22 protein-coding genes and 2 riboswitches are annotated in these 23,576 nt (G+C 59.6%); of the genes, 8 read left to right on the top strand and 14 right to left on the bottom strand.

The window, feature by feature from the left end; all coding sequences use genetic code 11:
* Positions 1–15: 15 nt before the first annotated feature.
* A riboswitch (cyclic di-GMP riboswitch) is annotated at positions 16–90 on the bottom strand.
* A gap of 180 nt (positions 91–270) precedes the next feature.
* The 6 genes from LAT62_RS06445 to LAT62_RS06420 form a co-directional block, all read right to left on the bottom strand.
* A complete protein-coding gene (locus LAT62_RS06445) occupies positions 271–1,044 on the bottom strand; it encodes a PEP-CTERM sorting domain-containing protein (protein ID WP_293380734.1) in 774 nt (257 codons plus the stop codon).
* Positions 1,045–1,073: 29 nt separating this feature from the next.
* Positions 1,074–1,148, bottom strand: a riboswitch (cyclic di-GMP riboswitch).
* Positions 1,149–1,298: 150 nt separating this feature from the next.
* Positions 1,299–3,923, bottom strand: a complete 2,625-nt coding sequence (locus tag LAT62_RS06440) for a tetratricopeptide repeat protein (RefSeq protein ID WP_293380731.1) — start codon at positions 3,921–3,923, stop codon at positions 1,299–1,301.
* A gap of 36 nt (positions 3,924–3,959) precedes the next feature.
* Positions 3,960–5,321, bottom strand: coding sequence for a PEP-CTERM-box response regulator transcription factor (gene prsR / locus LAT62_RS06435; RefSeq protein ID WP_293380728.1), 1,362 nt, complete (start codon positions 5,319–5,321; stop codon positions 3,960–3,962).
* A 6-nt stretch (positions 5,322–5,327) separates the two neighbouring features.
* The gene (prsK, locus tag LAT62_RS06430; protein ID WP_293380725.1) at positions 5,328–7,406 is read right to left on the bottom strand and encodes an XrtA/PEP-CTERM system histidine kinase PrsK; all 2,079 of its coding nucleotides are present in this window, start codon (positions 7,404–7,406) and stop codon (positions 5,328–5,330) included.
* 124 nt (positions 7,407–7,530) lie between these two features.
* Entirely contained in the window at positions 7,531–7,959 is a 429-nt protein-coding gene (locus tag LAT62_RS06425) for a fibronectin type III domain-containing protein (protein WP_293380722.1), read from the bottom strand.
* Positions 7,960–8,346: 387 nt separating this feature from the next.
* Entirely contained in the window at positions 8,347–8,640 is a 294-nt protein-coding gene (locus LAT62_RS06420) for a fibronectin type III domain-containing protein (RefSeq protein ID WP_293380719.1), read from the bottom strand.
* A 656-nt stretch (positions 8,641–9,296) separates the two neighbouring features.
* On the opposite strand from LAT62_RS06420, the gene LAT62_RS06415 reads away from it, so the two are divergent.
* From LAT62_RS06415 to LAT62_RS06395, 5 genes are all read left to right on the top strand, one after another.
* Positions 9,297–10,217 carry a hypothetical protein gene (locus tag LAT62_RS06415; RefSeq protein WP_293380716.1) on the top strand — a complete coding sequence of 307 codons (921 nt, stop codon included), beginning with the start codon at positions 9,297–9,299 and terminating at the stop codon, positions 10,215–10,217.
* 618 nt (positions 10,218–10,835) lie between these two features.
* Complete coding sequence (locus LAT62_RS06410) at positions 10,836–11,699, top strand: ABC transporter substrate-binding protein (RefSeq protein WP_293380775.1); 864 nt, start codon at positions 10,836–10,838, stop codon at positions 11,697–11,699.
* 10 nt (positions 11,700–11,709) lie between these two features.
* On the top strand, positions 11,710–12,888 hold the full coding sequence (locus LAT62_RS06405) for an ABC transporter permease (RefSeq protein ID WP_293380713.1): 1,179 nt from the start codon (positions 11,710–11,712) through the stop codon (positions 12,886–12,888).
* Positions 12,885–13,844: an ABC transporter ATP-binding protein gene (locus LAT62_RS06400; RefSeq protein WP_293380710.1), complete on the top strand. Its 960-nt coding sequence runs from the start codon at positions 12,885–12,887 to the stop codon at positions 13,842–13,844. The genes LAT62_RS06405 and LAT62_RS06400 overlap by 4 nt, the downstream gene beginning before the upstream one ends.
* Positions 13,841–14,602, top strand: coding sequence for an ABC transporter permease (locus LAT62_RS06395; protein ID WP_293380707.1), 762 nt, complete (start codon positions 13,841–13,843; stop codon positions 14,600–14,602). The genes LAT62_RS06400 and LAT62_RS06395 overlap by 4 nt, the downstream gene beginning before the upstream one ends.
* A 139-nt stretch (positions 14,603–14,741) precedes the next feature.
* Here the strand turns inward: LAT62_RS06395 and LAT62_RS06390 are convergent, their stop codons facing one another.
* The 8 genes from LAT62_RS06390 to LAT62_RS06355 are packed head-to-tail and all read right to left on the bottom strand — an operon-like array spanning position 14,742 to position 21,624.
* Positions 14,742–16,415 carry a complex I subunit 5 family protein gene (locus LAT62_RS06390; protein ID WP_293380772.1) on the bottom strand — a complete coding sequence of 558 codons (1,674 nt, stop codon included), beginning with the start codon at positions 16,413–16,415 and terminating at the stop codon, positions 14,742–14,744.
* Positions 16,415–17,941: a proton-conducting transporter membrane subunit gene (locus LAT62_RS06385; protein ID WP_293380704.1), complete on the bottom strand. Its 1,527-nt coding sequence runs from the start codon at positions 17,939–17,941 to the stop codon at positions 16,415–16,417. The genes LAT62_RS06390 and LAT62_RS06385 overlap by 1 nt, the downstream gene beginning before the upstream one ends.
* Entirely contained in the window at positions 17,938–19,362 is a 1,425-nt protein-coding gene (locus LAT62_RS06380) for a proton-conducting transporter membrane subunit (protein WP_293380701.1), read from the bottom strand. Before LAT62_RS06380 ends, LAT62_RS06385 begins: the two co-directional genes overlap by 4 nt.
* The gene (locus LAT62_RS06375; RefSeq protein ID WP_293380698.1) at positions 19,359–19,634 is read right to left on the bottom strand and encodes an NADH-quinone oxidoreductase subunit K; all 276 of its coding nucleotides are present in this window, start codon (positions 19,632–19,634) and stop codon (positions 19,359–19,361) included. The genes LAT62_RS06380 and LAT62_RS06375 overlap by 4 nt, the downstream gene beginning before the upstream one ends.
* Positions 19,631–20,548, bottom strand: coding sequence for a Na(+)/H(+) antiporter subunit B (locus LAT62_RS06370; protein ID WP_293380695.1), 918 nt, complete (start codon positions 20,546–20,548; stop codon positions 19,631–19,633). The genes LAT62_RS06375 and LAT62_RS06370 overlap by 4 nt, the downstream gene beginning before the upstream one ends.
* The gene (locus tag LAT62_RS06365; protein WP_293380692.1) at positions 20,535–20,864 is read right to left on the bottom strand and encodes a monovalent cation/H(+) antiporter subunit G; all 330 of its coding nucleotides are present in this window, start codon (positions 20,862–20,864) and stop codon (positions 20,535–20,537) included. The genes LAT62_RS06370 and LAT62_RS06365 overlap by 14 nt, the downstream gene beginning before the upstream one ends.
* Positions 20,864–21,118, bottom strand: a complete 255-nt coding sequence (locus LAT62_RS06360; protein ID WP_293380689.1) for a monovalent cation/H+ antiporter complex subunit F — start codon at positions 21,116–21,118, stop codon at positions 20,864–20,866. Before LAT62_RS06360 ends, LAT62_RS06365 begins: the two co-directional genes overlap by 1 nt.
* Positions 21,118–21,624: a Na+/H+ antiporter subunit E gene (locus LAT62_RS06355; protein WP_293380686.1), complete on the bottom strand. Its 507-nt coding sequence runs from the start codon at positions 21,622–21,624 to the stop codon at positions 21,118–21,120. Before LAT62_RS06355 ends, LAT62_RS06360 begins: the two co-directional genes overlap by 1 nt.
* Before the next feature lie 151 nt (positions 21,625–21,775).
* Here LAT62_RS06355 and LAT62_RS06350 point away from each other — a divergent pair, with 151 nt between their 5' ends.
* Genes LAT62_RS06350 through LAT62_RS06340 form a run of 3 tightly spaced genes read left to right on the top strand, consistent with a single transcriptional unit; the run spans position 21,776 to position 23,471 of the window.
* Positions 21,776–22,081: a 4a-hydroxytetrahydrobiopterin dehydratase gene (locus LAT62_RS06350; RefSeq protein WP_293380683.1), complete on the top strand. Its 306-nt coding sequence runs from the start codon at positions 21,776–21,778 to the stop codon at positions 22,079–22,081.
* Between the two features lie 58 nt (positions 22,082–22,139).
* Positions 22,140–23,198 (top strand): MATE family efflux transporter, encoded by a 1,059-nt coding sequence (locus LAT62_RS06345; RefSeq protein WP_293380680.1) that lies wholly within the window; start codon positions 22,140–22,142, stop codon positions 23,196–23,198.
* A 42-nt stretch (positions 23,199–23,240) separates the two neighbouring features.
* Positions 23,241–23,471, top strand: a complete 231-nt coding sequence (locus LAT62_RS06340) for a hypothetical protein (protein WP_293380677.1) — start codon at positions 23,241–23,243, stop codon at positions 23,469–23,471.
* Positions 23,472–23,576 lie beyond the last annotated feature (105 nt).

Here is a 23,576-nt window from a genome sequence, read left to right as displayed (position 1 = left end):
AACTTTATTTGCTTTCCATGCAACCCGGCCACCTCAGTAAGGTCCGTGGCTTTCCGTCCCCCTCTCGCGAGGGGTTTGGCGCATCTGATTATGGCTATGCCCTAATCGTCCGCTGAACAACATGCGATTATCATGCCAGTCCTGGAGGCCTTGCTACAGGCGGGTTTCAGTGGGGTTTTCGAATCTTGTGTAAAAAAAACCGACGGCGCCCGTCGGTAACAAAAAAGCCAGCTCAAGGCTGGCTTTTTGTTTTAGCTGTCAACCCGGAGGTCAGGCAGCTTTTTGGCGGCGACGTGCCGCACCCAGGCCGGCGATGCCGAGGGCGAGCAGTGCCATGGTACCCGGCTCGGGTACACTGGCCATGTTACCCACTGTCACGTTATCAATACCATAACCGTCGCTCGCGTTATTGGTGTAGATAGTGAAAGGCGACAGGCCTTCGGAGTCAAAGATGCTGACGTAGAACGCATAGCCAGAGCCAATGGCGTTGTTACCGAACACCTTGCCGAAGTCGTAAGTCTCACCGCCAATCTCGAATCGGCCGCCGGCGTCGTTCGGGTCGGTCATGTAGAAACCGATCGAGTTGTAGCCTTCCGCCGGAGAGACGGTCAGTTCCTGAGCGTCCATACTGTCCAGCCAGTTCACGTTGCCGGCTTCATCGGGCATCGGGAAACGACCGAAGAACGGGGTGGTGTCTGCGTCAAGAATGGCCATGCCACCATTACAGTCAAATGTTGCGCTCGCACACAAGCCGCCAGAGCCAGCGAGGTCGAAATTGAACGAAGCGGCGTCAGTTGTCAGGCTGGTGAACTGGTCGCCACTGCTGGTTGCTGCAGAGTAAGACTCGAAAGTCTCGGTAACAGCACTGCCAGCGTGCAGTGAGGCCAGAAACGCGGCTTCGGCTGCTTGAGCATTGGCCATGCTTTCGGCAGCATTGCTGCCCATGGCACTGACGTTGATGATGGGTGCTGCTTGCACCGCACCGGCGAGAGCGATCGCAGTAAAACCTGCGAGGCTAGCAGTCTTCAATGATCGGATGATCATACAATATCTCCATATAAGTATTGAGCTTTCCATGCAACCCGGCTACCTCGGTGAGGTCCGTGGCTTTCCGCCCCTCTCTCACGAGAGATTTGGCAAGACTGATTAGGGCTCCGCCCTAATCGTCCTGTAAGTACATGCTTTTATCGTGCCATGACTAGTGGCCTTGCTGCAGGCGGGTTTCAGAGGCGTCTTGTGAATGCGTGTAAAGAAAGCCGACGAAAAGTCCGCCGGCTTTCAGAGTGGGTTTACACTGCCTACAGGGCGTCTTCCACTGTGGCCAGATGCTGAGCGATGTCGGTGTTGTCTGGATCCAGTTCATGAGCCTGACGCAAAATCTCCTGCGCCTGCTCAGGATCACCCTGACGGAACAGTATCCAGCCGTAAGTGTCCAGCACGGCTGCATTGTCAGGGGCCAGTTCGGCGGCGCGTGCAGCTAGCTCAATCGCTTCAGGCTCATCTTCCTCGCCAAGCACCCAGGCCAGGTTGTTCAGTGCTATGACATTGTTCGGGTTGCGGTTCAGCGCCTCTCTGTAGGCCTCAATGGCGGCAGGGCGGTCATCATCGCCAAGAGCCATGTCGCCTCTGATCTGCCAGGCTTGGGCGTTATTGGGTTGCAAGTCTGTCCATTGTTCGGCAATCGACCGCATGTCTTCCGGCGCAGCACGTCCTGCCAGGCGAAGCATCTCCTGTGCCATGCCTGAAGCAGGTTCATTGCGCCATTCTTCAGAGAGATAGTCGTAAGCTTCTTCGACACCGTCGCGCTGCTCAGTCAGTTGAGCTTGAGTAACCAGCCAGGCGGCACTGCGTCCGAATTCCTCTCTGATCAGATCCAGTGTCTCTTGAGCGGCACCAAACTCCTGTGCAGAGGTTTTAGAGCGAGCCAGCAACAGTCGATACCCTTGGTTGTCTGGCTGCAGACTGATGGCTTCGGCCAGTTTTGATGCAGCCTGGTTGTAGTTGCCATCAGATTGAGCCTGCTCTGCTTCGGCAGTCAGAATACGTGCGCGAACGCGGGCCTGATAGTCAGTCTCGCTGGTCGATGCTCGTTCAATTCGCTGGCGCGCAGCCTGGATGTCGCCGCTCTGCAGAAACAGGTCTGCGGCGATGGTGTTGGCGGGCGGGGCCAGAGCCGGTGTGTTGTTGGCAATATCATTCAGCCAATCAGCAGTGTCGGCAACGTTGTTATTGCGCAGATAAAGCCGTGTTGCTTCCTGCAGGGGTGCTGGTTGTGCAGGATTGCGTCGGGCTGCCATAACATACTGCTCGATGGCATCAGCGTTGCGGCCCTCGGCGCGATACAGGCCGGCAAGCGCCTGGTGCGGTTCAGCCCAACTGCCTTCAAGGCCGGATGTCAGCTGCTCCAGACGCTGTATGGAACCGCTGGTGTCACCCAGCTGATAATCAGCCAGTGCAATCAACAACTGGGCAAAATCGGCATCGCCATGGTTGCTGCTCAGCACATCGCGGACTTCACTGACTTCGCTGTCAAGGTCATTGTCGACCAGAGTGGACAGATAGAAGTTGGTAACCGGCCAGTCGGTCGCGTTGGTAGAGAAGGCTGAACGCAATTGACCAAGCGCCTGTTCTGTGCGGTTGTTCTGGAGATGGTGCTGTGCCAGTGCCATGCGCAGCCGGGTACGGCGGTTGTCGATTTCCAGTGCCTTGGACAGGCTGGCCACACCTCGGTCGGCTGATGCGGGTTCAGCCAGTGCCAGCACCCCATGCATGGCCAGCAGGTCCACATCGGACGGGCGCGCCAGAAGCGCCCGCTCCAGAGTGGCCAGTGCCTGCTCTCTGCGCCCGCGATCTACCTGCGCCATGGTCATCATCTGCAGGAAGGGCACCGGGCTGGTCTCGGCATCGATGGACTCCGAGAGCAGCGACTCACCCTCTTCGATGTCGCCCTGTTCCAGCGCAACGGCACCCAGCATCATGCCAACCATGCTGTTGTTCGGGTTTTGCTGCAGCATGGTCTCCAGTGTGCTGCGCGCTGTATCCAGATCACCTTCAGCAATGGCTTCCATCGCGGTTTCCATACCGCGTTCGAGGTCGACATTGGTATTTTCAGCCAGAATGCGGTTGTAGATCTGGGCATCGGTCATCTGGCCCTGCTCGGTGGCAGTGCGTGAAAGCAGGGTCAGGATCTGGCGCCTAATGGGCAGGAAGGTATCGGAAGAGGGCAGCTCTTCCAGGGCTTCAGTCAGCAGATCGGAGGTCGCATCAAGTGCGTTGTTCTGATACGCCACGAAGCCTCGTGCATAGAGTAATTCGGAATCCTTGCCATGCTCTGACATCCAGTCACTGGCAACCTGATCGGCCTGATTCAGCTCTTCCTGAGCGATCAGTGCAGTGATCAGACCGCGTGCAGCCCTGATGCTGCCGGGATTGGCTTCGAGCAGGGTAGAAAATTGATCAGCAGAGGCCTCGTAGTTGCCACGCAGGCGCTCTATATCAGCCCGGACCAGCTCGTAGTCCAGTGTTTCCTCGGGTGTTTCGGGGCTGAAGTCCGACAGCATGTCTTCGGCTGAAACATGGCGGCCAAGATTTACATGGGCTCGAGCCATCGGAATGGCAACGGCATGAGGTTCGTCTTCCTTCCAGGGCTGAAGGGATTCAAGAACAAGGTCACTGGCGCCAACCGACAGATAGATGTCTGCCAGGCTGAGCGCATGCGCGACATTTTCCGGGTCTTTCTGCAGTGCGTTTCTGAGTTCTATCAGCGCTGAGCGGTACTGCCCCTGGCTGGCATAGACATCAGCCCGCTCAAGGTGTTCGGCTGCCTGTGATTCAGCGTTGTTGCTCGAGCAGCCCGCGATCACGAGGGCCAGAAAGAGTGTGGGCAGTATCAGCAGGTGGCGAGTGCGAGGTAACTTGGTCATGGTGCTCTCTCCGTGGTGTTCCATGAGCTGTCCGAATCAATTATCCGGTGTCAGTGAGTATTTCTTAAGCATGTCATATAGGGTCGGTCGCGTGATACCCAGGTATTTGGCGGCCGCCGAAACATTGTTGTCGGTAATCGACAGGGCCTGCATGACCGCTTTGCGTTCGGCTTCCTGTCGCGCGTCCCGGAGGTTGAGCGACGCCATGGCGGTGCTGGTTGTCGACAGTCCAAGGTCGTCGGCCTGAATGATTTTGCCTTCAGCCAGAATGATGGCCTTTTTGACCTTGTTTTCCATTTCGCGCACATTGCCCGGCCAGTTGTAGCGCTCGATGGCCGCAATGGCCTCGTCGGAGAAGCCGGTTACCCGCGCGTACTGGTCTACCGCATATTTGTTGAGAAAATGGCGCGCCAGCAGGGCCTTGTCACCGTCTCTTTCGCGCAGCGGCGGAATGTCGAAAACCATCTCGGAAATACGGTAATAAAGGTCTTCGCGAAAAGTGCCGTCCTTGACCATGGATTCCAGGTTCTTGTTGGTGGCACAGAGCACGCGCACATCGACGGACATGGATTTACGCGCCCCCACTCTTTCAATATGGCGCTCCTGCAGAAAGCGCAGCAGTTTGGCCTGCAGGGACAGCGGCATGTCGCCGATTTCATCCAGAAACAGGGTGCCGCCATCGGCAGATTCGATCTTGCCGGGGCGCATCTTGTCGGCACCGGTAAAGGCCCCTTTTTCGTAGCCGAACAGCTCGCTTTCCATCAGGTTTTCCGGAATCGCAGCGCAGTTGATGGCCACAAAACGTTCTTTGCTGCGGGTGCTGAGCTGATGAAGCATCTGGGCCATCACTTCCTTGCCGGTGCCGCTCTCGCCGATCAGGGTGGCAGTGACTTCCGAAGGAGCGATTTTTTCGATTACCCGGCAGAGCTTGAGCATATCCGGATGGCGTGTCACCAGACCGCCCTCGGCGCCGCGGACTTTCTGCATGTGGCGGTTTTCGGCCTCCAGGTCCGCCACATGGAAGGCGCGCCCCACAACATGGTCAAGCTCGGTGGTATCAATGGGTTTGGTGTAGAAGTCGAATGCCCCGAGTTCAATGGCGCGCAGCGCATTTTCGCGCTCGCCCTTGCCGGTGAGCACGATAACCTTGGCAAAACTGGTGAGCTTGAGGATGTCAGCCAGGCAGCGGAAGCCTTCGGTAACACCGTCCGGGTCGGGTGGCAGGCCCAGGTCCTGAATGACCACCATGGGCTCATGCTGACGCACGGCCGTAAGGGCGGCCTCTCTGTTGGCGACGGTGACGATGGTGGTATCAAAATCATCAAAGTGCCACTTGAGCTGGCTTTGCAACCCCTCATCGTCCTCGATGATGAGTATCACGCGTTCCTGATGTTCCATGTTAGCTCAGTCCGTTACTGTCATCCGTTCACTGGTAGCGAAATCGCTTTGGTGGTCGGTTTCGAATCTTATGGTCATGCAGGTGCCGTAACCGGGGGCGCTGTCCACTTCCAGGTTGGCGCCTAGTTCTTCCAGATAGCTGCGGGTCAGGTAGACACCAATACCAATTCCCTGGCCTGTTTTGGTGGTTTCGAAAGGCTTGAACAACTGGTGTTCGATGAACTCCTGGCTCATGCCGGTGCCCGTGTCGTCAATGGAGATCATCAGACCCCCATCAGGCTGTGTAGACACTGACACATCAACTGTGCCCGTCTCGGATGTTGCTTCCTGTGCATTTTTTATCAGGTGTTTGATCGCCAGTATAAAGCGTTCCCGGTCTGCTTGTATATCCTGGTCCTGCCCGTTCAGCGCCAGTCTGGCCGGCGGCACATTGCCCTTGCAGGCATCGATACTGGCCTGTACCGCCTCGAAAACGGAGAATCGGGTCGGTGCATCATGATCCGAGCGGCCAAATTTCTGCATCAGTATTTTCATTCTGTTGACGGCGTTGGTTACCGTCAGGATCATGTCGTCAATGAAGGCCGGGTTCTGCTTGTGCCGCGCGGAATTCTTCACCACCAGATCCAGCTGCGCCACCAGGTTGTTCAGGTCGTGCATGATGAAGGCCGACAGCTTGTTGTAGGTGTCCAGTTGGCGGGCTTCCGACAACTGCTGTTCCTGCTGGTGAATCAGTATGTGGTTGGCCAGTTGGCGGCCGACCGTCTTGAGGATATCCAGATCTTCCCAGGTCAGGTCGGCATCGAGGCCCTCTTTCTCCAGCAGTGCAAATCCGACGAGTTGGCTCTGGGCAATCAACGGCAGGATCAATTGCACATCCTGATGGGAACGCACCCATTCCGGTATCGTATGGTTGTGATCTGCCAGCGGGCCGCCCTCCGCTTGTGGTGCAAAAATCCATTCATGGTCCTGCATGACAGTGATGAAAGGGTGGTCACTGGGCACCAGGTCTGCCATCACTGTGGGTTGACCGGTGCGGCTGTAGACCTTGCGATACTGCATGCCCTGGCGGATCCATACCTCACCGCCGGTCGACTGAAAGGTGGTCGCAATCACCTGATACACCGTCTCATAGACATGATCTGAGCTGGGCTCGTTGGACAAGGCCCTGATCACGCTGAGCCATTCGCGCCGATAATCATACTTGTGCCGGAAAAAGTGCTTGCTGATCCAGACCTGCAGGACAGAGCGGACACTGTTGGACAGAAACAGCGCGGACAGGGCGATCAGCGAGAAAAACAGCATCAGGGTGAAAATGTAGATGCCCCAGTGGCCACCCATGGAGCGCACATAGTAGCCGCCGATGGCCAGAAGAATCACAGAGGCGGAACTGAGCACCAAAGACGTCGAGTAGAACGCAACCGGCCGCGAAATGCCCAGTCCGGTCGGCTGTGTGTCACTGTCGCGGAACAGCAGGCCGGCACCGACCACCAGCACAGACGATGCCATCAGCAGGGCAGCTCGGGCCTGCCACGCTATCAGGTCAACGCGACGATTGATAATGCCCTGGGCATAAAGATAGACGTTGAAAAGGAACACCAGGGCAAGGCTGATGCCCAGTAGCTTGATAAAGCGACCGCTGCGTGCATTGCGTACCAACTGCTCAAGGCTGACCAGTGCGACAAGAGAGAGCACCAGGAAGCAGAAGAAGTAGACAGTGGTGGTATCAAAAGGGCTGATAAAGATGTCGACCAGAGCCACAGCGTAGGCCAGCACGCCGATCAACAGGGAGATTTTAAGATGAATCGGCCATTGTTCAGGCCGCAACAGGCGCAGCGCCAGATTGAGCCCCAGAATCCAGGTAAGAAAGTGGGCGGCCTCCATGGCCAGTATGCTGTCATTGCTGACCTGCTGATTGGCCAGAGACGCAGACAGGGTGACCAACCAGGCTGTTTGCACGGCGGCGGCTACGGCTATTGGCCACTTCCAGCGTTCAGCCACCGCAGCGTAAAACAGGAACAGGGTGAAAATCAGCGATAGAGCGCCAGCGCTTGAATACGCAATGAGCGTGACGTCGTTATAAGCCATGGCGGGCTGTCCTTGCTTGCCGAACTGCGAATGAAATCAATACTGCAGTGTATAATAATCCGACAAAAATGCCATCCTTGGCGAGGGGTGCAACAACAGGAGCAAACAATAGAGCGGAATAGCGTCAGGGCGTTGCGGTAACGAATTCGCTGTAGAGTCCGTTACGGTCAAAGACAGCAACCTTGAAAATGTAGTCTCCATCGGATGACAGATCATCGAAATAATACCGCTGGGTCACCGGGTCATCAATCATTACCACGGTGTAGCTGTCGCTGTCCGTTGACCGGTAGCGGATTTCATAGCCGCCAATATCGTCGTGACTCAAGGGTGAACCGTTGACCCGTTCATACGGGGGCGACCACTGCAGTGAAACGCTGAGCACGCCTGAATCGTTCGACGTAGTGTCAGTGTCTGCAGCAGCAGTGCCTGTCGAGGAGGTGGAGGTGTCTGACGATCCCTGGCTTTGATCCTGACTTCCTGTGTCAAGCTCCACCTGGCAACCTGTCAGCACTGCCAGAAGCAGCGGAAGGGCCAGAATCCGGAGATGCGTCATTAAATAGTCCTCTTTGTTGGCGATTAATTGACTGCCAGTCTAAGAGGCTTTGTGTATGCGTTCTGTGATGGAGGTCTCTTGCTACAAATGGTCGTAAAATAGTGGGGTTTCGACGGCATTCAGAGGGTTATTTCGAGCTCAGAGTCAAAAAAACGTCTGCAAGACTGTCAATATGTGAACTGGTTCCGCGCTTGTTGACACTGCCGGCTCGAAAAGCATGAATTGAGGAGACGGAGTGAGCGTGGGAACCAGAATAAAGAAACGCTATAACCGTAAAGATAGTGTGCAGAAGGGAAATGAATTGAGGTAGGATTGGCGGCGCGAACTGACGGGGTCTTGTCAGATCACGCCACCGACAGCAAGCCGGAAGGGCAGGCTTGTCAGGGTTCAGTTTTCAGCGGATACAAATTCACTGTGCAGGCCGACCGAGTCCACGGCGGCGACCTGAAAATCATACTCTGACGGATTGCTCAGGTCTTCGACCTTGTAAGTGCAACTGTTACTGCGGCAGTTTTCCACAAATATTGTGTTGAAGCTGACGTTGGACGAGCTGCGGTAACGAATGGTGTAGCCACTGATATCATCATCGGTCAGCGGACTGCCATTGACGCGTTCGGTAGGCTGCGACCAGGTCAGTGTAACGGAGCCGCCGCCACTGCTGCTGCTGCGGCCCAGTTCCATATTGCATCCTGTGACCAGCAAAGCGGCGGTCATCGTGAGCACTTTAAAAGCGGCATTTACTGTATTCGACGGCTTGATACTTGTAAGCACACGTAAAGACATTCAGTAGTCCTGGCAAAGGGGTTGGATGACTCCTGTCAGGAAAATCCCAGGTTGATGGCTGTGCTTGCTGCAACACCAACTTTGGCATCATACAAAAATCGAGAGTAAACGAAAGTAAATAGTTCGCATTTTGAGCAGTTTATGTGGCCTGGCAGACAGACGGAATTCGCCAATTCTGAATGCAAATTGCCCTTTACGGACAATCTGTACAAACCATGACAACCCCCATGGTTAGGGCTCTTGCAGGGGTGTTGGGCGCTGATATACACTGTTAGGTGCAAGTCAAATCAAACCCTCTGAGGTACATACGGATGTGGATTTTCAATACAAATGGAACGTGTAAAGTCGACAAGGCAAGTCGATTGTTCAGCCCTCGTGGCGCGTTACTCTTTACGCTATTGTGTATAACCCTGCTGGCGCTTACGGGCTGCTTTCGCGATTCAAGCTCGTCAAGCAGCAGTTCCAGTGGCAGCAACAGCAACGGCGGTACTGGCAGTGGCAGTGGTGCTCACCCCTCTCCTGATTTGAACAGGGATCTCTCCTGGAACGATTCTTTGCCGCTTGGCATCACCTTGAAGGTGTCGCGCAATGACAGCTGTTACGACTTCGAACTGAAGTCAGGCGCCCCTTTTACCGAAACCACTGAAACCAAACGTGTCTGTGATTCCGAAATGGACAATGGCAAGGAGTTTGGCTATCGCGCCGATTTCCGGCCGTTTGATAACGGTGATACAGGCTGTCTGGAGCATCAGATCCCGATCCGTTATCAGTTTGGCGAATCCGATGGCAATGGTGGCATCAAGTCTTCCGGCCGGGATGAAGATTACCTTTGCTACGACCTGGACATTGGCGACAACGGTGCCGGCTGGACTTGCAACATCAACACCATTGTAAGCGGTGTGCTGGATCGTCTTGTCTGTAAAAAGGGTGAAGACACCCGGCGCTTCGAGCTTTTCGAGGCTGACGCAAGCAAGGCTACCGAGCGTCTGGTTTGCGACATAACTGGTCTGGGCGATGATGACTGGCCTACCAATGGCGTGCTGGAAACCGATATCGGAGACATAGAACGCGTCGTGTATGAGTATCACCTTTATGATACCGACGACGGTGTAGCCGGTCTGGAAAGTGACAATCAGTACAAGTGGGTTCGTCTGGGAATCAATGGTCTCGATGAAGCGCCACGGCTGTACAGCAAGGTCAACCCGAACACGACGTTCCTCTATTCTCAGGGCGTCGGCGTAGCTCGCGGTTATGGGGAGATACTTGAAGACACTGAAGGCTTCTTTGTCGGTCGAGTGACAGAAGACGACGAGGGTGCAGAAATCTTTGATGTCGTGTTTATCGATATCGCAGCGCTTCAGTCAGATGGCATTGATGATGAAGATGATGTCGACACGGAGAGTCAGGGCATTTATGGCATCGTGTTGCTGGGCGTTGAAGATCACTGCGAGTTTTCTCAACCGACCAGCGATTGAGGCCAAACTGTAGGCGCAGGGCTTGCCCGCGCTAGGGGCCGCAGGCCCCTTTGATTGGGCGGCTATCGCCGCCGAGCGCAGATAAATCAGCGCCTACACGGAGCCACATTTGTAGGCGCCGGCCTTGGCCGCGCTAGGGGCCGCAGGCCCCTTTGATTGGGCGGCTGCGCCGCCGAGCGCAGATAAATCAGCGCCTACACGGAGCCACATTTGTAGGCGCTGGCCTTGGCCGCGCTAGGGGCCGCAGGCCCCTTTGATTGGGCGGCTGCGCCGCCGAGCGCAGATAAATCAGCGCCTACACGGAGCCACATTTGTAGGCGCTGGCCTTGGCCGCGCTAGGGGCCGCAGGCCCCTTTGATTGGGCGGCTGCGCCGCCGAGCGCAGATAAATCAGCGCCTACACGGAGCCACATTTGTAGGCGCAGGGCTTGCCCGCGCTAGGGGCCGCAGGCCCCTTTCATCCTCTGTTGACCTTACCTATACTGTTTTCTGAACAATCATGACTGGCCTGTCAGGCCGTATCCCAAAAACTATTCCCCCGAATTCACCACTGCGAGGATTTGCCGTGAACCCCCATCTTATGCTGAAAACAGCCGCCGCTTCCATTCTGACGCTGGGTATGACCGTGTCATACGCTGCTGCCGACTCGGTGGTGGTGTCATCCAAAATTGATACTGAAGGGTCGGTGATCGGCAACATTATCTACCTCGCGCTGCAGGATGCCGGCATCCAGGTTGAAGACCGTATCCAGCTCGGCGCCACTAATATCGTGCGCGATGCGATTGCCGCTGGTGAAATCGACATCTATCCGGAGTACACCGGCAACGGCGCCTTTTTCTTTGATGAAGCCGACAGCCCGGACTGGAACAATGCCGACACCGCCTATGAACGAGTAAAAGAGCTGGATTACGACGCCAATAAAATCGTCTGGCTGCGCCCGGCACCGGCCAACAACACCTGGGCGATCAGTGTGCGCGAAGATCTGGCCAGCTCTGCCGGCCTGGAGACGCTTGAAGATCTGGCCGACTACCTGAATGCCGGCGGTGATTTCCGCTTTGCCGGCAGCGCAGAGTTCGTTGAATCTCCGAGTGCCTTGCCCGCGTTTCAGGAGGCCTATGGATTTGAACTGAGCTCCAACCAGTTGGTGGTGCTGGCCGGGGGTAATACGGCGGCCACCATGCGGGCGGCGGCGCAGCAGACCGACGGCGTCAATGCAGCCATGACTTATGGCACGGACGGCGGCCTGCAGGCACTGCAACTGCGAGTGCTCGAAGATACTCTGGGCGTGCAGCCTGTTTATGAGCCGGCACCGATCATTCGTGAATCCGTGCTGCAGCAGTACCCCGAGATCGAAGACATTCTGGCGCCGCTGTTTGCCGCCATGGACCTGGAGACCCTGCAGCAGATGAACGGAGATGTGGCAGTCAACGGTCTTGATCCGCAGCAGGTAGCTCGCGACTTTATTGATCGGGTCAGCCAGTAATCCTGATTCGATGTCTGTGAAGGCACAGACCAATCGAGTTCTGCTGGCGCTGCCTTTCGCTGCGCTGGCAGCGCTCTGGGGCCTGGATTTTGTCAGCGTCCAGCCCAACCGCATCATGCCGGGCACCGGCCAGTCTCTGGTCGCTGCTCTAGGCTGGCCCGGGGCGCTGCTGCTCAGTGGCGGGGTGCTGGCCATTCTGCTTAATGCCTGGCGTATCACGTCGCCGCGCTTTTGGCTCACTCTGGCTCTGGCCACCTTACTGCTTGCCCTGTTGCCGCTGGCCCTGCACTGGGCTGCACAGCGTCATGTGCCGGCCGATCAGCCGATCGCACGGATTGGCCTTGGTGCCGGTTTCTGGGCTCTGGTATTTCTGCTTTGTCTGATGATTATCGAAGTCTTGCAGCGGCTACGCGCCGGCACGCACTGGCGGTTGCTGGTGATGGCGGTGGTACTGGGCAGTCTGTTCTGGTTCATCTCTACCGGTCGTCTTGATGAACTGGCTCTGCTGCGTGAGTACCAGAGCCGCAGCCGTCAGTTTGGTACTGCCTTGCGCGGCCATCTGATGCTGGTTGGCGGCGCCGTTGGCGTCAGCCTGGTGATGGGCTTCGGGCTGGCGGTGCAGATCCTGCGGCGCCCCAGCTGGCAGAAGCCGGTGCTGGGCGTGCTGAGCTTTTTCCAGACCATCCCCAGTCTGGCTCTGTTCGGGCTGCTGATCGCGCCGTTGAGTGCGCTGTCTGCCCAGTTCCCGTGGCTGCAGCAGTTCGGTATCCGCGGTATCGGCTGGGCACCGGCCGTGCTGGCGCTGATCGGCTACAGTTTGTTGCCCATGGTGCGCAACACCTGGGTGGCGCTCGACGGGGTGCCGGCCGGCGTCATGGAAGCGGCGCGCGGCATGGGCATGAGCCCATTGCAGGCCTTTGTGCGTGTGCGCTTGCCGCTGGCCGTACCGGTGGTTCTGGAGGGCGTGCGCATCACCACGATACAGGCCATCGGTCTTACCGCCGTGGCGGCGCTGATCGGCGCCGGCGGCTTTGGCACCTTCATCTTTCAGGGCCTGGGGCAGGCCGCCAATGAACTCATCCTGCTCGGTGCCATTCCCACCATACTGCTGGCCCTGTTGGCCGACATGATATTTACCGCGCTGGCGGCACTGACTGCCGGCTATCGCAAGGAGGTTGCCACGTCATGATCGAGCTGATCGGTGTCACCAAACTGTTTGGCGGTCGTGCGGCGGTGCGCGATCTGCATCTGACCGTGCCCACCGGTGCTTTTTGTGCTCTGGTCGGGACCTCCGGCTGCGGCAAATCGACCACACTGCGCATGATCAACAAGCTCCTGCCACATGATGGCGGGCAGATTCATATCGACGGGCAGCAAATCAGTCAGTTCAATGAGCAGACCCTGCGGCGTCGTATCGGCTATGCCATCCAGAGCACCGGCCTGTTTCCGCACTGGACGGTAGCGGCCAATATCGGGCTGGTCCCCAATCTGCTGGGCTGGCCCAAAGCGAAGGTCCAGGAACGGACCCGCGAACTGATGGCCCTGTTGGGGCTGGACGAAGGCACCTTCTGGCACAAGTACCCCAGTCAGTTGTCGGGTGGCCAGGCGCAGCGTGTCGGGGTGGCCCGGGCGCTGGCTGCCGATCCGGACATCCTGCTGATGGACGAGCCCTTTGGCGCCCTGGACCCCATCACACGCGAACACCTGCAGAACGAGATGCTGCGCATTCAGTCCCGGCTGCGCAAGACAGTGGTGTTCGTCACGCACGACATGGATGAGGCTCTGAAACTGGCCACTCATGTTGGCGTGATGCACGAAGGGCGACTGGTGCAACTGGCCAGCCCGGAAACCCTGCTGCGCCAACCGGCCAATGGTTATGTCGAGTCCCTGCTGGGCAGCCAGGATCGAGGGCTCAAGTTGGCGGGTCTGAAAACATTGGCCGAGGTGGTGCAACCAGATGACAAGTGGATTGGCACCGCAGCGCGGGGCCAGACCGTGCTCAACCTCAGCGACAGTGCCCGCACAGCTCTTTCCGCGATGCTCTGGTCGGGTCAAAACTGTCTGCCGGTGCGCAATGAGCAAGGCCAATTGGTGGGCGAGGTGACACTGGATCAGCTGTGTCGGCTGTCGGAGTCGAAGGCATGAATCAGCGTCCATACCCTTTGGCTGCAGCCTGGCAGTTGAACCCTGTCTGGCTGATCACGCTGGGGTGGGTGTTGTGTCTGGGCCTGGCGGTTTGGGGTATGCCGCACCTGGAGGGTTTCTTTCGCTGGCTGGAGCCTGGTCAGCGTCAGGTCATCTACCAGCGGGATGCGTTTGCCTTTCTGCTGCTCAATCATATGCAACTGGTGGCCGTGTCGGCGGCGATGGCTATTGTGATCGGGGTCGGCACCGGGATCATTGTGACCCGCGGTTGGGGGCGGGACTTTCTGCCGCTGGTCAGTCAGGTGGCTTCGATCGGCCAGACCTTCCCGCCGGTCGCTGTGCTGGCGCTGAGTGTGCCGCTGCTGGGGTTCGGCGCCAAGCCGGTGATACTGAGTCTGGTGCTCTATGGTCTGCTGCCGATCATGCGCAACACACTGGTCGGGTTGAATGATATTGATCCGGCGGTGCGAGAGTCCGCACGCGGCATGGGCATGTCGCCGCTACAGGTGCTCGTCCGGGTGGAGCTGCCGCTGGCACTGCCAGTCATGTTGGCGGGAATTCGAACCTCGGTGACGATCAATATTGCCACCGCAGCTATCGGCTCCACGATCGGTGCCCGCACCCTCGGCGACCCGGTGATTGCCGGGCTGATCAATGGCAATCTGGCGTATACCGTTCAGGGCGCCGTGTTGATCGGGTTGCTCGCCGTGACCGTGGATCAGTTGTTTGCTGCGATTACACCCAAGAGGCATGGGTGAGGGGCCTGCGGCCCCGAGCGCGGCCAAGGCCTGCGCCTACAGATGTGCCTCCGTTGTAGGCCAGCGATGTCAATCGCGCTCGGCGGCGTAGCCGCCCATGGAAGGGGCCTGCGGCCCCTAGCGCGGACAAGGCCGGCGCCTACAGCAGCACCCACAACAACCCCAACGCCATCACCCAGGCCGACACCTGAACCACATCCCGCCCCAGGCGATTCCAGCGTCGTTCAAGGTTACGCCATCCGGCCCAGGGCATACGCACAGGGCGCTCCGGCAGCATCGGATCCCGCGCCACCGGGCGCGTCTGCAACCACCGACGCAGTCTCAATGACAGCACCAGACCCGGCTGATACCGTGCCAGCCGCTCCAGATGCCACTGCGGATTGAATCTGACGACCAGGGCAATCACCACTGCACCCAAGAGCAACGGCCACATCAGCCCCCACAGGCCATAAAGGCTCAAGGTATCCAGCAGTGCCACTCTGAGATCAGGCCACAACCAGGGCAGCACAGGCGCCGCCAGACACAGGCTGCCCCAGCCCAGCTTCCACGGCAGCGGCATAGTAGCCGGCGGCCCGCCGGGCTGGCTACGCCAGATCAGCCACAGAGCCCGGCTGACCAGCAGCAACGTTGCCATTGAGCCGACATAGAACAGTATCTCCCACGCGGCAAACGCACTGTTGCCCACCTGATCCTTGAGCAGGCTCTTGGCTACCGCCCCGGTGGTCAGCGGGAAGCCTGCCAGTGCCACCGCAGGCAGTGCCATAAGCACCCAGTGTACCCGACTCAACCGGTATTCATGGGCCATGCCGGCACCCAGAAACAGCGCGCCCTTGGCCAGCCCGTGATGCACCACATAAAAGCCCAGCAGCAGACCGAGGGCTTCGACAGACACCGACTGCGACAGCAGCAGGGCGACCAGCACCAGCAGATAACCCATCTGGCTAACCGACGAATAGGCTAGCGCGGTCTTGTCGCGGGTCTGCAGCAAGCCCACAGCCACACCGTAGAAAGCACTGATCAACCCGATGGCCAACAGCCAGGGCGCCACCGAGGCCGGCAGGCTCATCACTTCCTCGCCACTGCCGCGCGGCATGAAGCGCCACAGGCCAATGATACCCGCCTTGATCATGGCCCCCGACAGCACCGCACTGGCCGCTGCCGGTGCCGCCGGGTGGGCCGCTGGCAGCCATACATGCAACGGCCAGAAACCGGCCTTGAGACCGAACCCGATCAGCAGGCAGATCAGGGTCGGCAGGCCGGCGGGGGTCTCCTGCCAGGCTGTCAGCAGCATGCTGCCGTCGGCTTCGTGAACACGCAGCATCAGCCCCATGAACAGCAGCAATTCACCGACTATCGCCAGTTGCAGATACAAGCGCCCGGCGCGCCGGGATTCTGTGGTGCCGTTGTGGATCACCAGGCCGAAGGCGGACAGGCTCATCAACGTGAAGCCGACATAGAAGCTGGCGCCGTCCTGCGCCAGGATCAGCAGCAGATTGCCCGTCATCGACAGCAACCAGAACACCCAGAAACGCCGGGCATGCGGGTCCTTGGCATGCCCGGATACCGCGCACAGCCCGGCGGCCAGCCACAGAGCGGCGGTGAACAGCAGCAGTATGGCGCTCAGTCCGTCAGCAATGCCCAGTTGCGCGCCCGGCCATAACCCCGGCAGCACCAATGTGTCCGGACGCATGAACGCCAGGGGCAGTGCAGGCAGCGGTGCCAGCCAGACCACAGAGCGCAGCTTTGGCCAGCGCATCAGGATGGGCACCAGCAGCAGGGGCGTCAGCGGAATCAGCAACCAGAGCCAGGCCATCACAGATCGAACTCCAGATTGACGGTGAGTTGCGCCCAGTTGAGCGGACTGAGGTCGGTACCGGCCAGAATGCCGACCAGCAGCGCCAGAGAGGCGGTGATCAGCGCCGGCCAGAGCAGCATCCAGTGGGTTTCACCCAGCCCGGGCTGCCCGGTGCCCAGTTTTTCGTCATGCGCCCAGCGCGCCGGCGGCGGCGCAAACCAGCCGCGATACAGAATAGGGAGGAAATACAGGGCATTGAGCAGGCCGGACCCGACCAGCACCAGCAGCACCCAGTCGGCACCGACCTCCAGCGCGCCCAGACCCAGATACCACTTGCTGATAAACCCGGCCACCGGTGGTACGCCGATCATACCCAGCGCGCCGACGGTGAAGGCGGCCATGGTCAGGGGCATGCGCTTGCCGACCCCATCCATTTCGCGAATCTTGTGGATATGCAGCGTTTCGGCGAAATTGCCCGCACAATAGAACAAGGTCACCTTCATCAGACCCTGATGCACCAGATGCACCAGACCGCCTACGGCTCCAATCGGGCCGAGCAGTGCCACGCCAAGCGTGACATAAGACACCTGACTGACGGTCGAGAAAGCCAGTCGCTTTTTCAGGTCGGTCTGGAACAGGGCACGCACCGACCCATAGAGGATAGTAAAGCAGGCCAGCCACAGCAGCGGCTGCGCCAGGTCCATGGCCGTCATCAGTTCCACGCCGTAGACATCATAGACCACACGCACAATGCCGAAAGCCCCGGCCTTGACCACGGCCACCGCATGCAGCAGCGCACTGACCGGGGCCGGTGCCACCATGGCCGTAGGCAACCAGCCGTGCAGCGGAAACAGCGCCGCCTTGACCCCGAACCCGGCAATCAGCAGACCAAAGGCCAGGGTCAGGATCAATTGGGAGTCTTCTCCGGCCGCCGGCAGATAGCCCCCGGGAACAAAGGCCGGGCTGCCCCCCTGGGTATGCAGCAGCACGGCGCCGAGCAGGGCCAAGGTGCCGCCACCCAGGGTGTAGGCCAGATAGATGCGTCCGGCGCGCAGGGCCTCAACCGTGCCCCGATGCACCACCAGCGGGAAGGTGGCCAGGGTCAGCAATTCATAGAACAACACGAAGGTGACCAGATTGCCCGCCAGGGCCAGCCCTGCCGTGGCGCTGACACAGAGCGAGAAATAGCCGAAGAAGCGCGAGCGCAGCGGCGCGCCTTCCAGATAGCCGATGGCATACAGGGTGGTGGTCAGCCAGAGCACGGCAGACAGAGTGACAAACTGCAGTGACAGGGCATCACCCTTGAGGATCAGCAGGCCGTTGGGCAGGAAGGGCAGGGCAAAGCGGAACTCCATGCCGCGGGCAACACCCCACAGCATGACACCCACCAATACCAGCTTGAGCACCGCCCCGATCAGGTTCAGGGTCGTGCGCAGGGCAACCTGGTCTTCACGCAGGGTAAAGATGAACAGACCGGGCAGCAGAGAGCTGAGCACAATGGCCAGCGGTACCCAGTTGGTCCAGGTCGTTGCAGTCTCGATCATAAAGGCACCCCGGTCAGCCAGTGAATCAGGGGTTCACTGATCAGGGCCAGGCCCCAGACCACCAGCGCCGGCAACAACGCCAGCCAGTGCGCAAAGCGGTCCGGACTGAAATCGGGTGGCACCGGGTCTGCGCGGTCAAAGGCCAGCGCCACGACCCGGAACACATAGCCCGCACTGATCAATGTGCCGAGCAGAATACCGACCACCCAAGGCCAGTGGTTCACGGTCTCGAACATGGGTTCCAGCAGCAGCCACTTGGCCAGAAAGCCACCGCTGGGTGGCAGCCCGATCAGACTGCCGCCGGCCACGGCAAAGGCAAACATGGCCACCGGCATGGTCTCCGTGGTGCCGCGCAGGGCTGACACCCGCTTGCTGCCCAATGAGGCCTGCAGTTCTCCCGCCGCCAGAAACATGGACGCCTTGGCCAGGCCGTGAGCCAGCACGAACAGCCACAGGGCCGCATCCAGCGCTGGCAGTTGCCAGTACATCAGCAACCCGAGGGCCATAAGCGCATAGCCCAGCTGGGCCACCGTGGAATAAGCCACCAGGCTTTTCAGCCACGGGGTGCGCAGTGCCGACCAGCCGCCCAGGATCAGCGCCGCAATGCCGGCCACAGCCAGCACAGGCCCGGCTTCGACAGCGAGTTCGGTGGGTGCTCCTTCGCTCCACAGACGCCACAGAATGAACAGTGGACCCTTGACCACCAGCGCCGAGAGCAGGGCACTGACAGCCGTGGGCGCACTGGCATGGGCGCGCGGCAGCCAAAGGTGAAATGGCCACAGAGCGGCCTTGAGCATCAGACCCAGGGTCATCAGCCACCAGGCAATACGGGTAGTGGTATCGGCCTCGGTCATTGCGCCAAGCAGCGAGATATCGAGCACGCCATAGCGGCCGTAGGCCAGAGCAACGCCAAGCAGGTAGACCAGCGACGCCCCCAGCGACAGCAGCAGATAGTTTAGCGCCGGTCCATAGGCCTTGCGCCCGGACAAGGCGACCAGCGCCACGGCAGCCAGCCCGAGTAGCTCCAGCGTGACATACCAGTTGAACAGGTCGCCGGACAGCCACAACGCATTCAGGCTACCCTGCAGCAGACAGGACAGCGGCCAGAAGTCGGTATAGCGAGTTTTGCTGTGCTGACTGCCGGCGGCATAAACGGCCACCAGCAGATGAATCATGGCGCTGAAAACCAGCAGCAGCGCGGTGATGGGTTGCAGCTGAAAACGGATGGCCAGCGGTGGCGGCCAATCACCCAGCTCCAGCCACTGAGGACCATTGACCGTTACATCATACAGTGACCAGGCGGCGGCGAGCAGTGTGAGCAGGCTGGTCACAATGACCAGAACGCCGGAACGACTGCGCAGGAGCAACAGACACAGGGCAGTGAACAGGGGCAACAACAGCGCGATGAGCGCGGCGGTCATTGATCATCCTCCTGAACATCGGCCACCGACAGCCGCAAGGCAAAGGCTGTGGCGCTGATGGCGACCACCAGCCCGGTGACCACCAGCGCATGCATCACCGGGTCGGGATCTTCCGAGCGTGCGGCCAGCGCGACCATCACCATGAACACGCCACTGCCCATGATATTGACGCTGATGATGCGACGGATGGATTCTTTCAGGCGCAGGAGACCATAAAGACCCAGTGCCCAGAGGCACACCCCGAGGATCAGGTAGAACAGCACCTGGGTCATTCGCGTACCTCCCGGGTTTCGCCGATCACCAGCAGGGTGAGTGTGGTGGCAATGGAGAGAGTGGCAAACACTTCGATCAACAGAATCAGCGGTCCGGCCCAGCCGTCCGCATACCCGAGAAAACCGGTGCCCAGCCAGTAGCCGGCCACGCCAATCGCCAGAAATACCATGCAGCCGCCAAGAATGAGGGCTCTGATCCAGAAATGATGCCACCCCAGCGCCGGCAGCAAGCCGGTCAGGCGCAACAGAATCGCCCCTGCTGCCAGCAGCGCACCGGCTTGAAAAGCACCGCCCGGATCGGCGCTGCCGCGCCATAGCAGATAGCCGCCAATCAAAACGGACAGCGGAGCCAGCAGACGACTCCAGGCCTGCAGCAGCGGCCAGGCTTCCGGTTGGCGGGGCAGTGAGGGCAGCAATTGGCGCACCGCCATGAAGGCGAGCAGCAAGACCAGCAGCTCAAGCAGCGTATCCCAGGCCCGAAAGCTGAGCAGCACGGCTGTCACCGGATGACCGACCCCTGATTGAGCCATCTGGTCAGCGACCGCTGGTACCAGCGCAGAATCCAGATCCGGCAGCGGCCAGACGGCCCGCATCAGAATCACCGCAATGATCAGGCTGAGCAACAGGGCAGGGCCGGCGTGCCAGTCCAGCGGTTCTTCCGCTTTGCGTCGACGCTCGGACACCCGCCCATAGGCGGCCAGCAGCAGAGTGCCGGTGAGGCCGGCGCCAATGGCGGCTTCAGCCAGCGCCAGGTCGGGTGCCCCCAGCCTGGCCCAGATCAGGGCGAGCAACAGCCCGAAGGCGATAAACAGCACGATACTGATATACAGGCTGCGCACATGCAGTACGGCCACCGCCAGAATCAGTACCAGCAGGCCAAGCGTGCCGTCCAGCATCCATTCATGAAGCGACATCGTCAGCCTCCGTGTCGCCCTCGGATTCTCTGCCGTAGCGCGCCAGTAGCTGGCAGGCGGTGGCCCCGGAACCCATGACCAGCAGCCAGATCAGGATCATGATGCCCACGCTGTACAGGTCGTCTGCGCGCAGCGACAGCCCGATGACCAGCAGCCCCAGGCCCAGCGTATCGGCCTTGGTCACGGCATGCAGGCGGCTGTAGATGTCGGGAAAGCGCAGCATGCCAACCGTGCCCGCTATAAAAAAGCCGGCACTCAGCAGCAGGAAAATCCAGCTGAGCCAGTAAAGCAGAGGGGTGATCACCGTCATGCCCATCAGTTCGACTTCTCCTGCCGGCGCAGATACTGGACCAGTGCTGCCGAAAGCACGGCGGCCAGCAGGGCGATTACCAGTGCCGCATCGCGCAGGGCTCTGATGTCCACCAGCATCGCCAGCACCAGCAGAAAGGCAGCCCCGGTAGTGCCGAACAGTTGAATGGCCAGCAATCGATCGGCAGCGGTTGGCCCCCTGAGCACACGCCAGAGGCCGAACAGTACTGTAAGCAGCAGAACAGTCGCCAGGATAATCATCAGGGTTCCATCTCCAGCAGGCGCGCCAGCTCCTGTTCCAGATTGAGGGTGGTAACTCGCCAGTCCTGGCGTTCATCCAGCACATGAAGAGTCAGGGTGTGCTCGTCGTAGTGTGTGGACAGGGTGCCCGGCAGCAGACCTACCATGGCGGACAGCAGCAGGCGCAGCCGCGGGTAGAGGGGATGATCCCGATAGTGGTCCTGCAGTTGGTATTTTTCCCAGGCCGGCGCAATGGGCAGATTGGGAGACAGTGCACGGCGTGCCACATCCCATCCGCCATGCCACAGGGTACGCAGAAAGAAGACCATGAAGCGCGGCAGGCGCAGCAGGGTACCCGGTCGTGGAGCCGGCAGTCTCAGGGCCGCCGCCAGCACACTGGCTCCAAAGGCGGTGGGCAGCCCCAGATACCAGCCCTGGCCGGCGCTCAGCATGGCCCACAGCAGGCACAGGCAAATAAACCAGGCCAGGAATCCGGAGCGGTGTGCCGCAGCAATGAGTCGGGTCATGGCGCTAACCTAGCCGATAGACCTTCTGGCGTAAAGTGCTGGTGTAAGCGAAGCTGTCCAGCCTCGCAGGCAACGTCAGGAGTTGGAGTTTTGAACTTTCAGAGTGATGACTTATCCTGCCATTCCCTGATCTGAACCGATGAGACGCGATATGGACCTCAAAGCCTACAGTGACAGTGAAATCAGTGCCGAATTGAAGACGCTCAATCAGGATCTGGCAGAGCCCTGGCAGCTCGAAGACGACAAGCTGACCAAGACCTTCAAGTTCCGCAATTTTATCGAGGCCTTCGGTTTCATGACCAAGGCCGCCATTTGGGCGGAAAAACATCGTCACCATCCCGAGTGGTTCAATGTCTACAATACGGTCAAGGTGCAGCTGACCACTCATGACGTGGATGGCATCTCCGAGAAGGATTTTGCCCTGGCGCAGAAGATGGAGAAGGTGTCCGGTCTTTGAGCGGTTTGTTGTCCACTGGTGTTGAAACAGGGCTCGGTCAAAGGCGGGTCACTGCCTGATGGATACCCGGACCATGCTGGACCAGGGGCTGGGGCGCAGTCTGTTCCATATGACCTGGCCGATGATCTTCGGCGTGCTGGCGCTGATGAGCTATCACCTGGTCGATGCCTTCTGGATTGCTCGCCTGGGTGTCGAGCCTTTGGCTGCCCTGGGTTTTACGGTGCCGATCCAGCAGAGCTTTACCGGCTTTCAGGTGGGGCTGGGAATTGCCGTGACGGCGATCATTTCGCGCACACTGGGCGCGGGCGATGCGCTGCTGGCGCGGCGTCAGGGGGGCGTGGTGGCCATTCTTGGGGCTGTTTCTGCCGGCGCTCTTTGTCTGCTCCTCTGGGTCGTGCGCGGCCCGTTGCTGACGGTTCTGGGAGCCGGGCCCGAGATCCGGCCGGTAATCGACGAATTCTGGTCCGTCTGGTTGGGTGCGGCCTGGTTGGGTGCGGTCATGTACATGGGCTACAGCCTGCACCGGGCACAGGGGGATACCCGCTTTCCCGGCCTGATGATGATGGTGGGCAGTGTGCTCAACATGCTGCTTGATCCGCTGTTCATCTTTACCTTCGGCTGGGGATTGCCGGGAGCCGCCTGGGCCACCATAGCGGCGTTTACCATCGCCTGCATGGTGACCTATCCGCGCCTGTGGCATCGTCAATGGATAGCCTTCGACCTGCAGGGCTTTGCCATCTGGCGCACTATCCGGCAGGTCTCCTCGATCGGCGCGCCGGCCATGGTCAGCCAGTTGCTGCCGCCGGTGTCGGCCATGCTGGCGACCGGGTTGGTCGCCGGTTTTGGGGCCTCGGCCGTGGCAGCCTGGGGGCTGGGCACACGGCTGGAGTTTTTCTCGCTGGTCGTTGTGCTGGCGCTGACCATGTCCATGCCGCCCATGGTGGGCAGACTGGTGGGCAGTGGTGAACTGGCAGCAGCGCGACGGTTGATTCGGCTGGCGGCCCTGTTTGTGCTGGCCTGGCAACTGGGCGTCAGTCTGGTGTGGCTGTTGACCTCTGGGTTGGTGGTGCCGCTGGTGAGCGCGGATGATTCGGTTGGCAACGTGCTGCGCGCCTAACTGTTCCGGGTGCCGTTGAGTTATCCGGCGCTTGGTATCTGCATGTTGATGGTGTCGGTGAACAATGCGTTGGGCATGCCGCTGCGGGCGCTGCTGATCTCCGGACTGCGGTTGTTTGCTTTTTATCTGCCGTGCCTGTGGCTCGGCGCCTGGTTGGGTGGTGTCGCCGGGCTGATGACCGGGGCGTTTATTGGCAACCTGCTGGCCGGAGTGACCGCATGGATATTGTACCGACAGGGTATGGCGCGGTTGGAAGAGAAGGCAACATTGTAGGCGTCGGCCTTGGCCGCGCTAGGGGCCGCAGGCCCCCAATAAGGCGGCTGCGCCGCCATCGGCCAGGGGGCTGGCCTCCTACGGAACATACAGCCACATTCACCG

It is taken from the genome of Natronospirillum sp., from assembly GCF_022565775.1.
Lineage (GTDB): Bacteria > Pseudomonadota > Gammaproteobacteria > Pseudomonadales > Natronospirillaceae > Natronospirillum.
This window is presented reverse-complemented; position numbering and strand designations above follow the sequence as displayed.

Bases quoted from the DNA above. Each gene is read 5' to 3' on its own strand.
- LAT62_RS06380 (WP_293380701.1), bottom strand. From the start codon at position 19,362: ATGACCGCCGCGCTCATCGCGCTGTTGTTGCCCCTGTTCACTGCCCTG.
- LAT62_RS06370 (WP_293380695.1), bottom strand. From the start codon at position 20,548: ATGTCGCTTCATGAATGGATGCTGGACGGCACGCTTGGCCTGCTGGTA.
- LAT62_RS06410 (WP_293380775.1), top strand. From the start codon at position 10,836: ATGACCGTGTCATACGCTGCTGCCGACTCGGTGGTGGTGTCATCCAAA.
- LAT62_RS06395 (WP_293380707.1), top strand. From the start codon at position 13,841: ATGAATCAGCGTCCATACCCTTTGGCTGCAGCCTGGCAGTTGAACCCT.
- LAT62_RS06360 (WP_293380689.1), bottom strand. From the start codon at position 21,118: ATGATTATCCTGGCGACTGTTCTGCTGCTTACAGTACTGTTCGGCCTC.
- LAT62_RS06385 (WP_293380704.1), bottom strand. From the start codon at position 17,941: ATGATCGAGACTGCAACGACCTGGACCAACTGGGTACCGCTGGCCATT.
- LAT62_RS06400 (WP_293380710.1), top strand. From the start codon at position 12,885: ATGATCGAGCTGATCGGTGTCACCAAACTGTTTGGCGGTCGTGCGGCG.
- LAT62_RS06340 (WP_293380677.1), top strand. From the start codon at position 23,241: ATGTTGATGGTGTCGGTGAACAATGCGTTGGGCATGCCGCTGCGGGCG.
- LAT62_RS06440 (WP_293380731.1), bottom strand. From the start codon at position 3,923: ATGACCAAGTTACCTCGCACTCGCCACCTGCTGATACTGCCCACACTC.
- prsR (WP_293380728.1), bottom strand. From the start codon at position 5,321: ATGGAACATCAGGAACGCGTGATACTCATCATCGAGGACGATGAGGGG.
- LAT62_RS06420 (WP_293380719.1), bottom strand. From the start codon at position 8,640: ATGGAACTGGGCCGCAGCAGCAGCAGTGGCGGCGGCTCCGTTACACTG.
- LAT62_RS06355 (WP_293380686.1), bottom strand. From the start codon at position 21,624: ATGACCCGACTCATTGCTGCGGCACACCGCTCCGGATTCCTGGCCTGG.
- LAT62_RS06365 (WP_293380692.1), bottom strand. From the start codon at position 20,864: ATGGGCATGACGGTGATCACCCCTCTGCTTTACTGGCTCAGCTGGATT.
- LAT62_RS06350 (WP_293380683.1), top strand. From the start codon at position 21,776: ATGGACCTCAAAGCCTACAGTGACAGTGAAATCAGTGCCGAATTGAAG.
- LAT62_RS06375 (WP_293380698.1), bottom strand. From the start codon at position 19,634: ATGACCCAGGTGCTGTTCTACCTGATCCTCGGGGTGTGCCTCTGGGCA.
- LAT62_RS06390 (WP_293380772.1), bottom strand. From the start codon at position 16,415: ATGGCCTGGCTCTGGTTGCTGATTCCGCTGACGCCCCTGCTGCTGGTG.
- LAT62_RS06445 (WP_293380734.1), bottom strand. From the start codon at position 1,044: ATGATCATCCGATCATTGAAGACTGCTAGCCTCGCAGGTTTTACTGCG.
- prsK (WP_293380725.1), bottom strand. From the start codon at position 7,406: ATGGCTTATAACGACGTCACGCTCATTGCGTATTCAAGCGCTGGCGCT.
- LAT62_RS06405 (WP_293380713.1), top strand. From the start codon at position 11,710: ATGTCTGTGAAGGCACAGACCAATCGAGTTCTGCTGGCGCTGCCTTTC.
- LAT62_RS06425 (WP_293380722.1), bottom strand. From the start codon at position 7,959: ATGACGCATCTCCGGATTCTGGCCCTTCCGCTGCTTCTGGCAGTGCTG.
- LAT62_RS06345 (WP_293380680.1), top strand. From the start codon at position 22,140: ATGGATACCCGGACCATGCTGGACCAGGGGCTGGGGCGCAGTCTGTTC.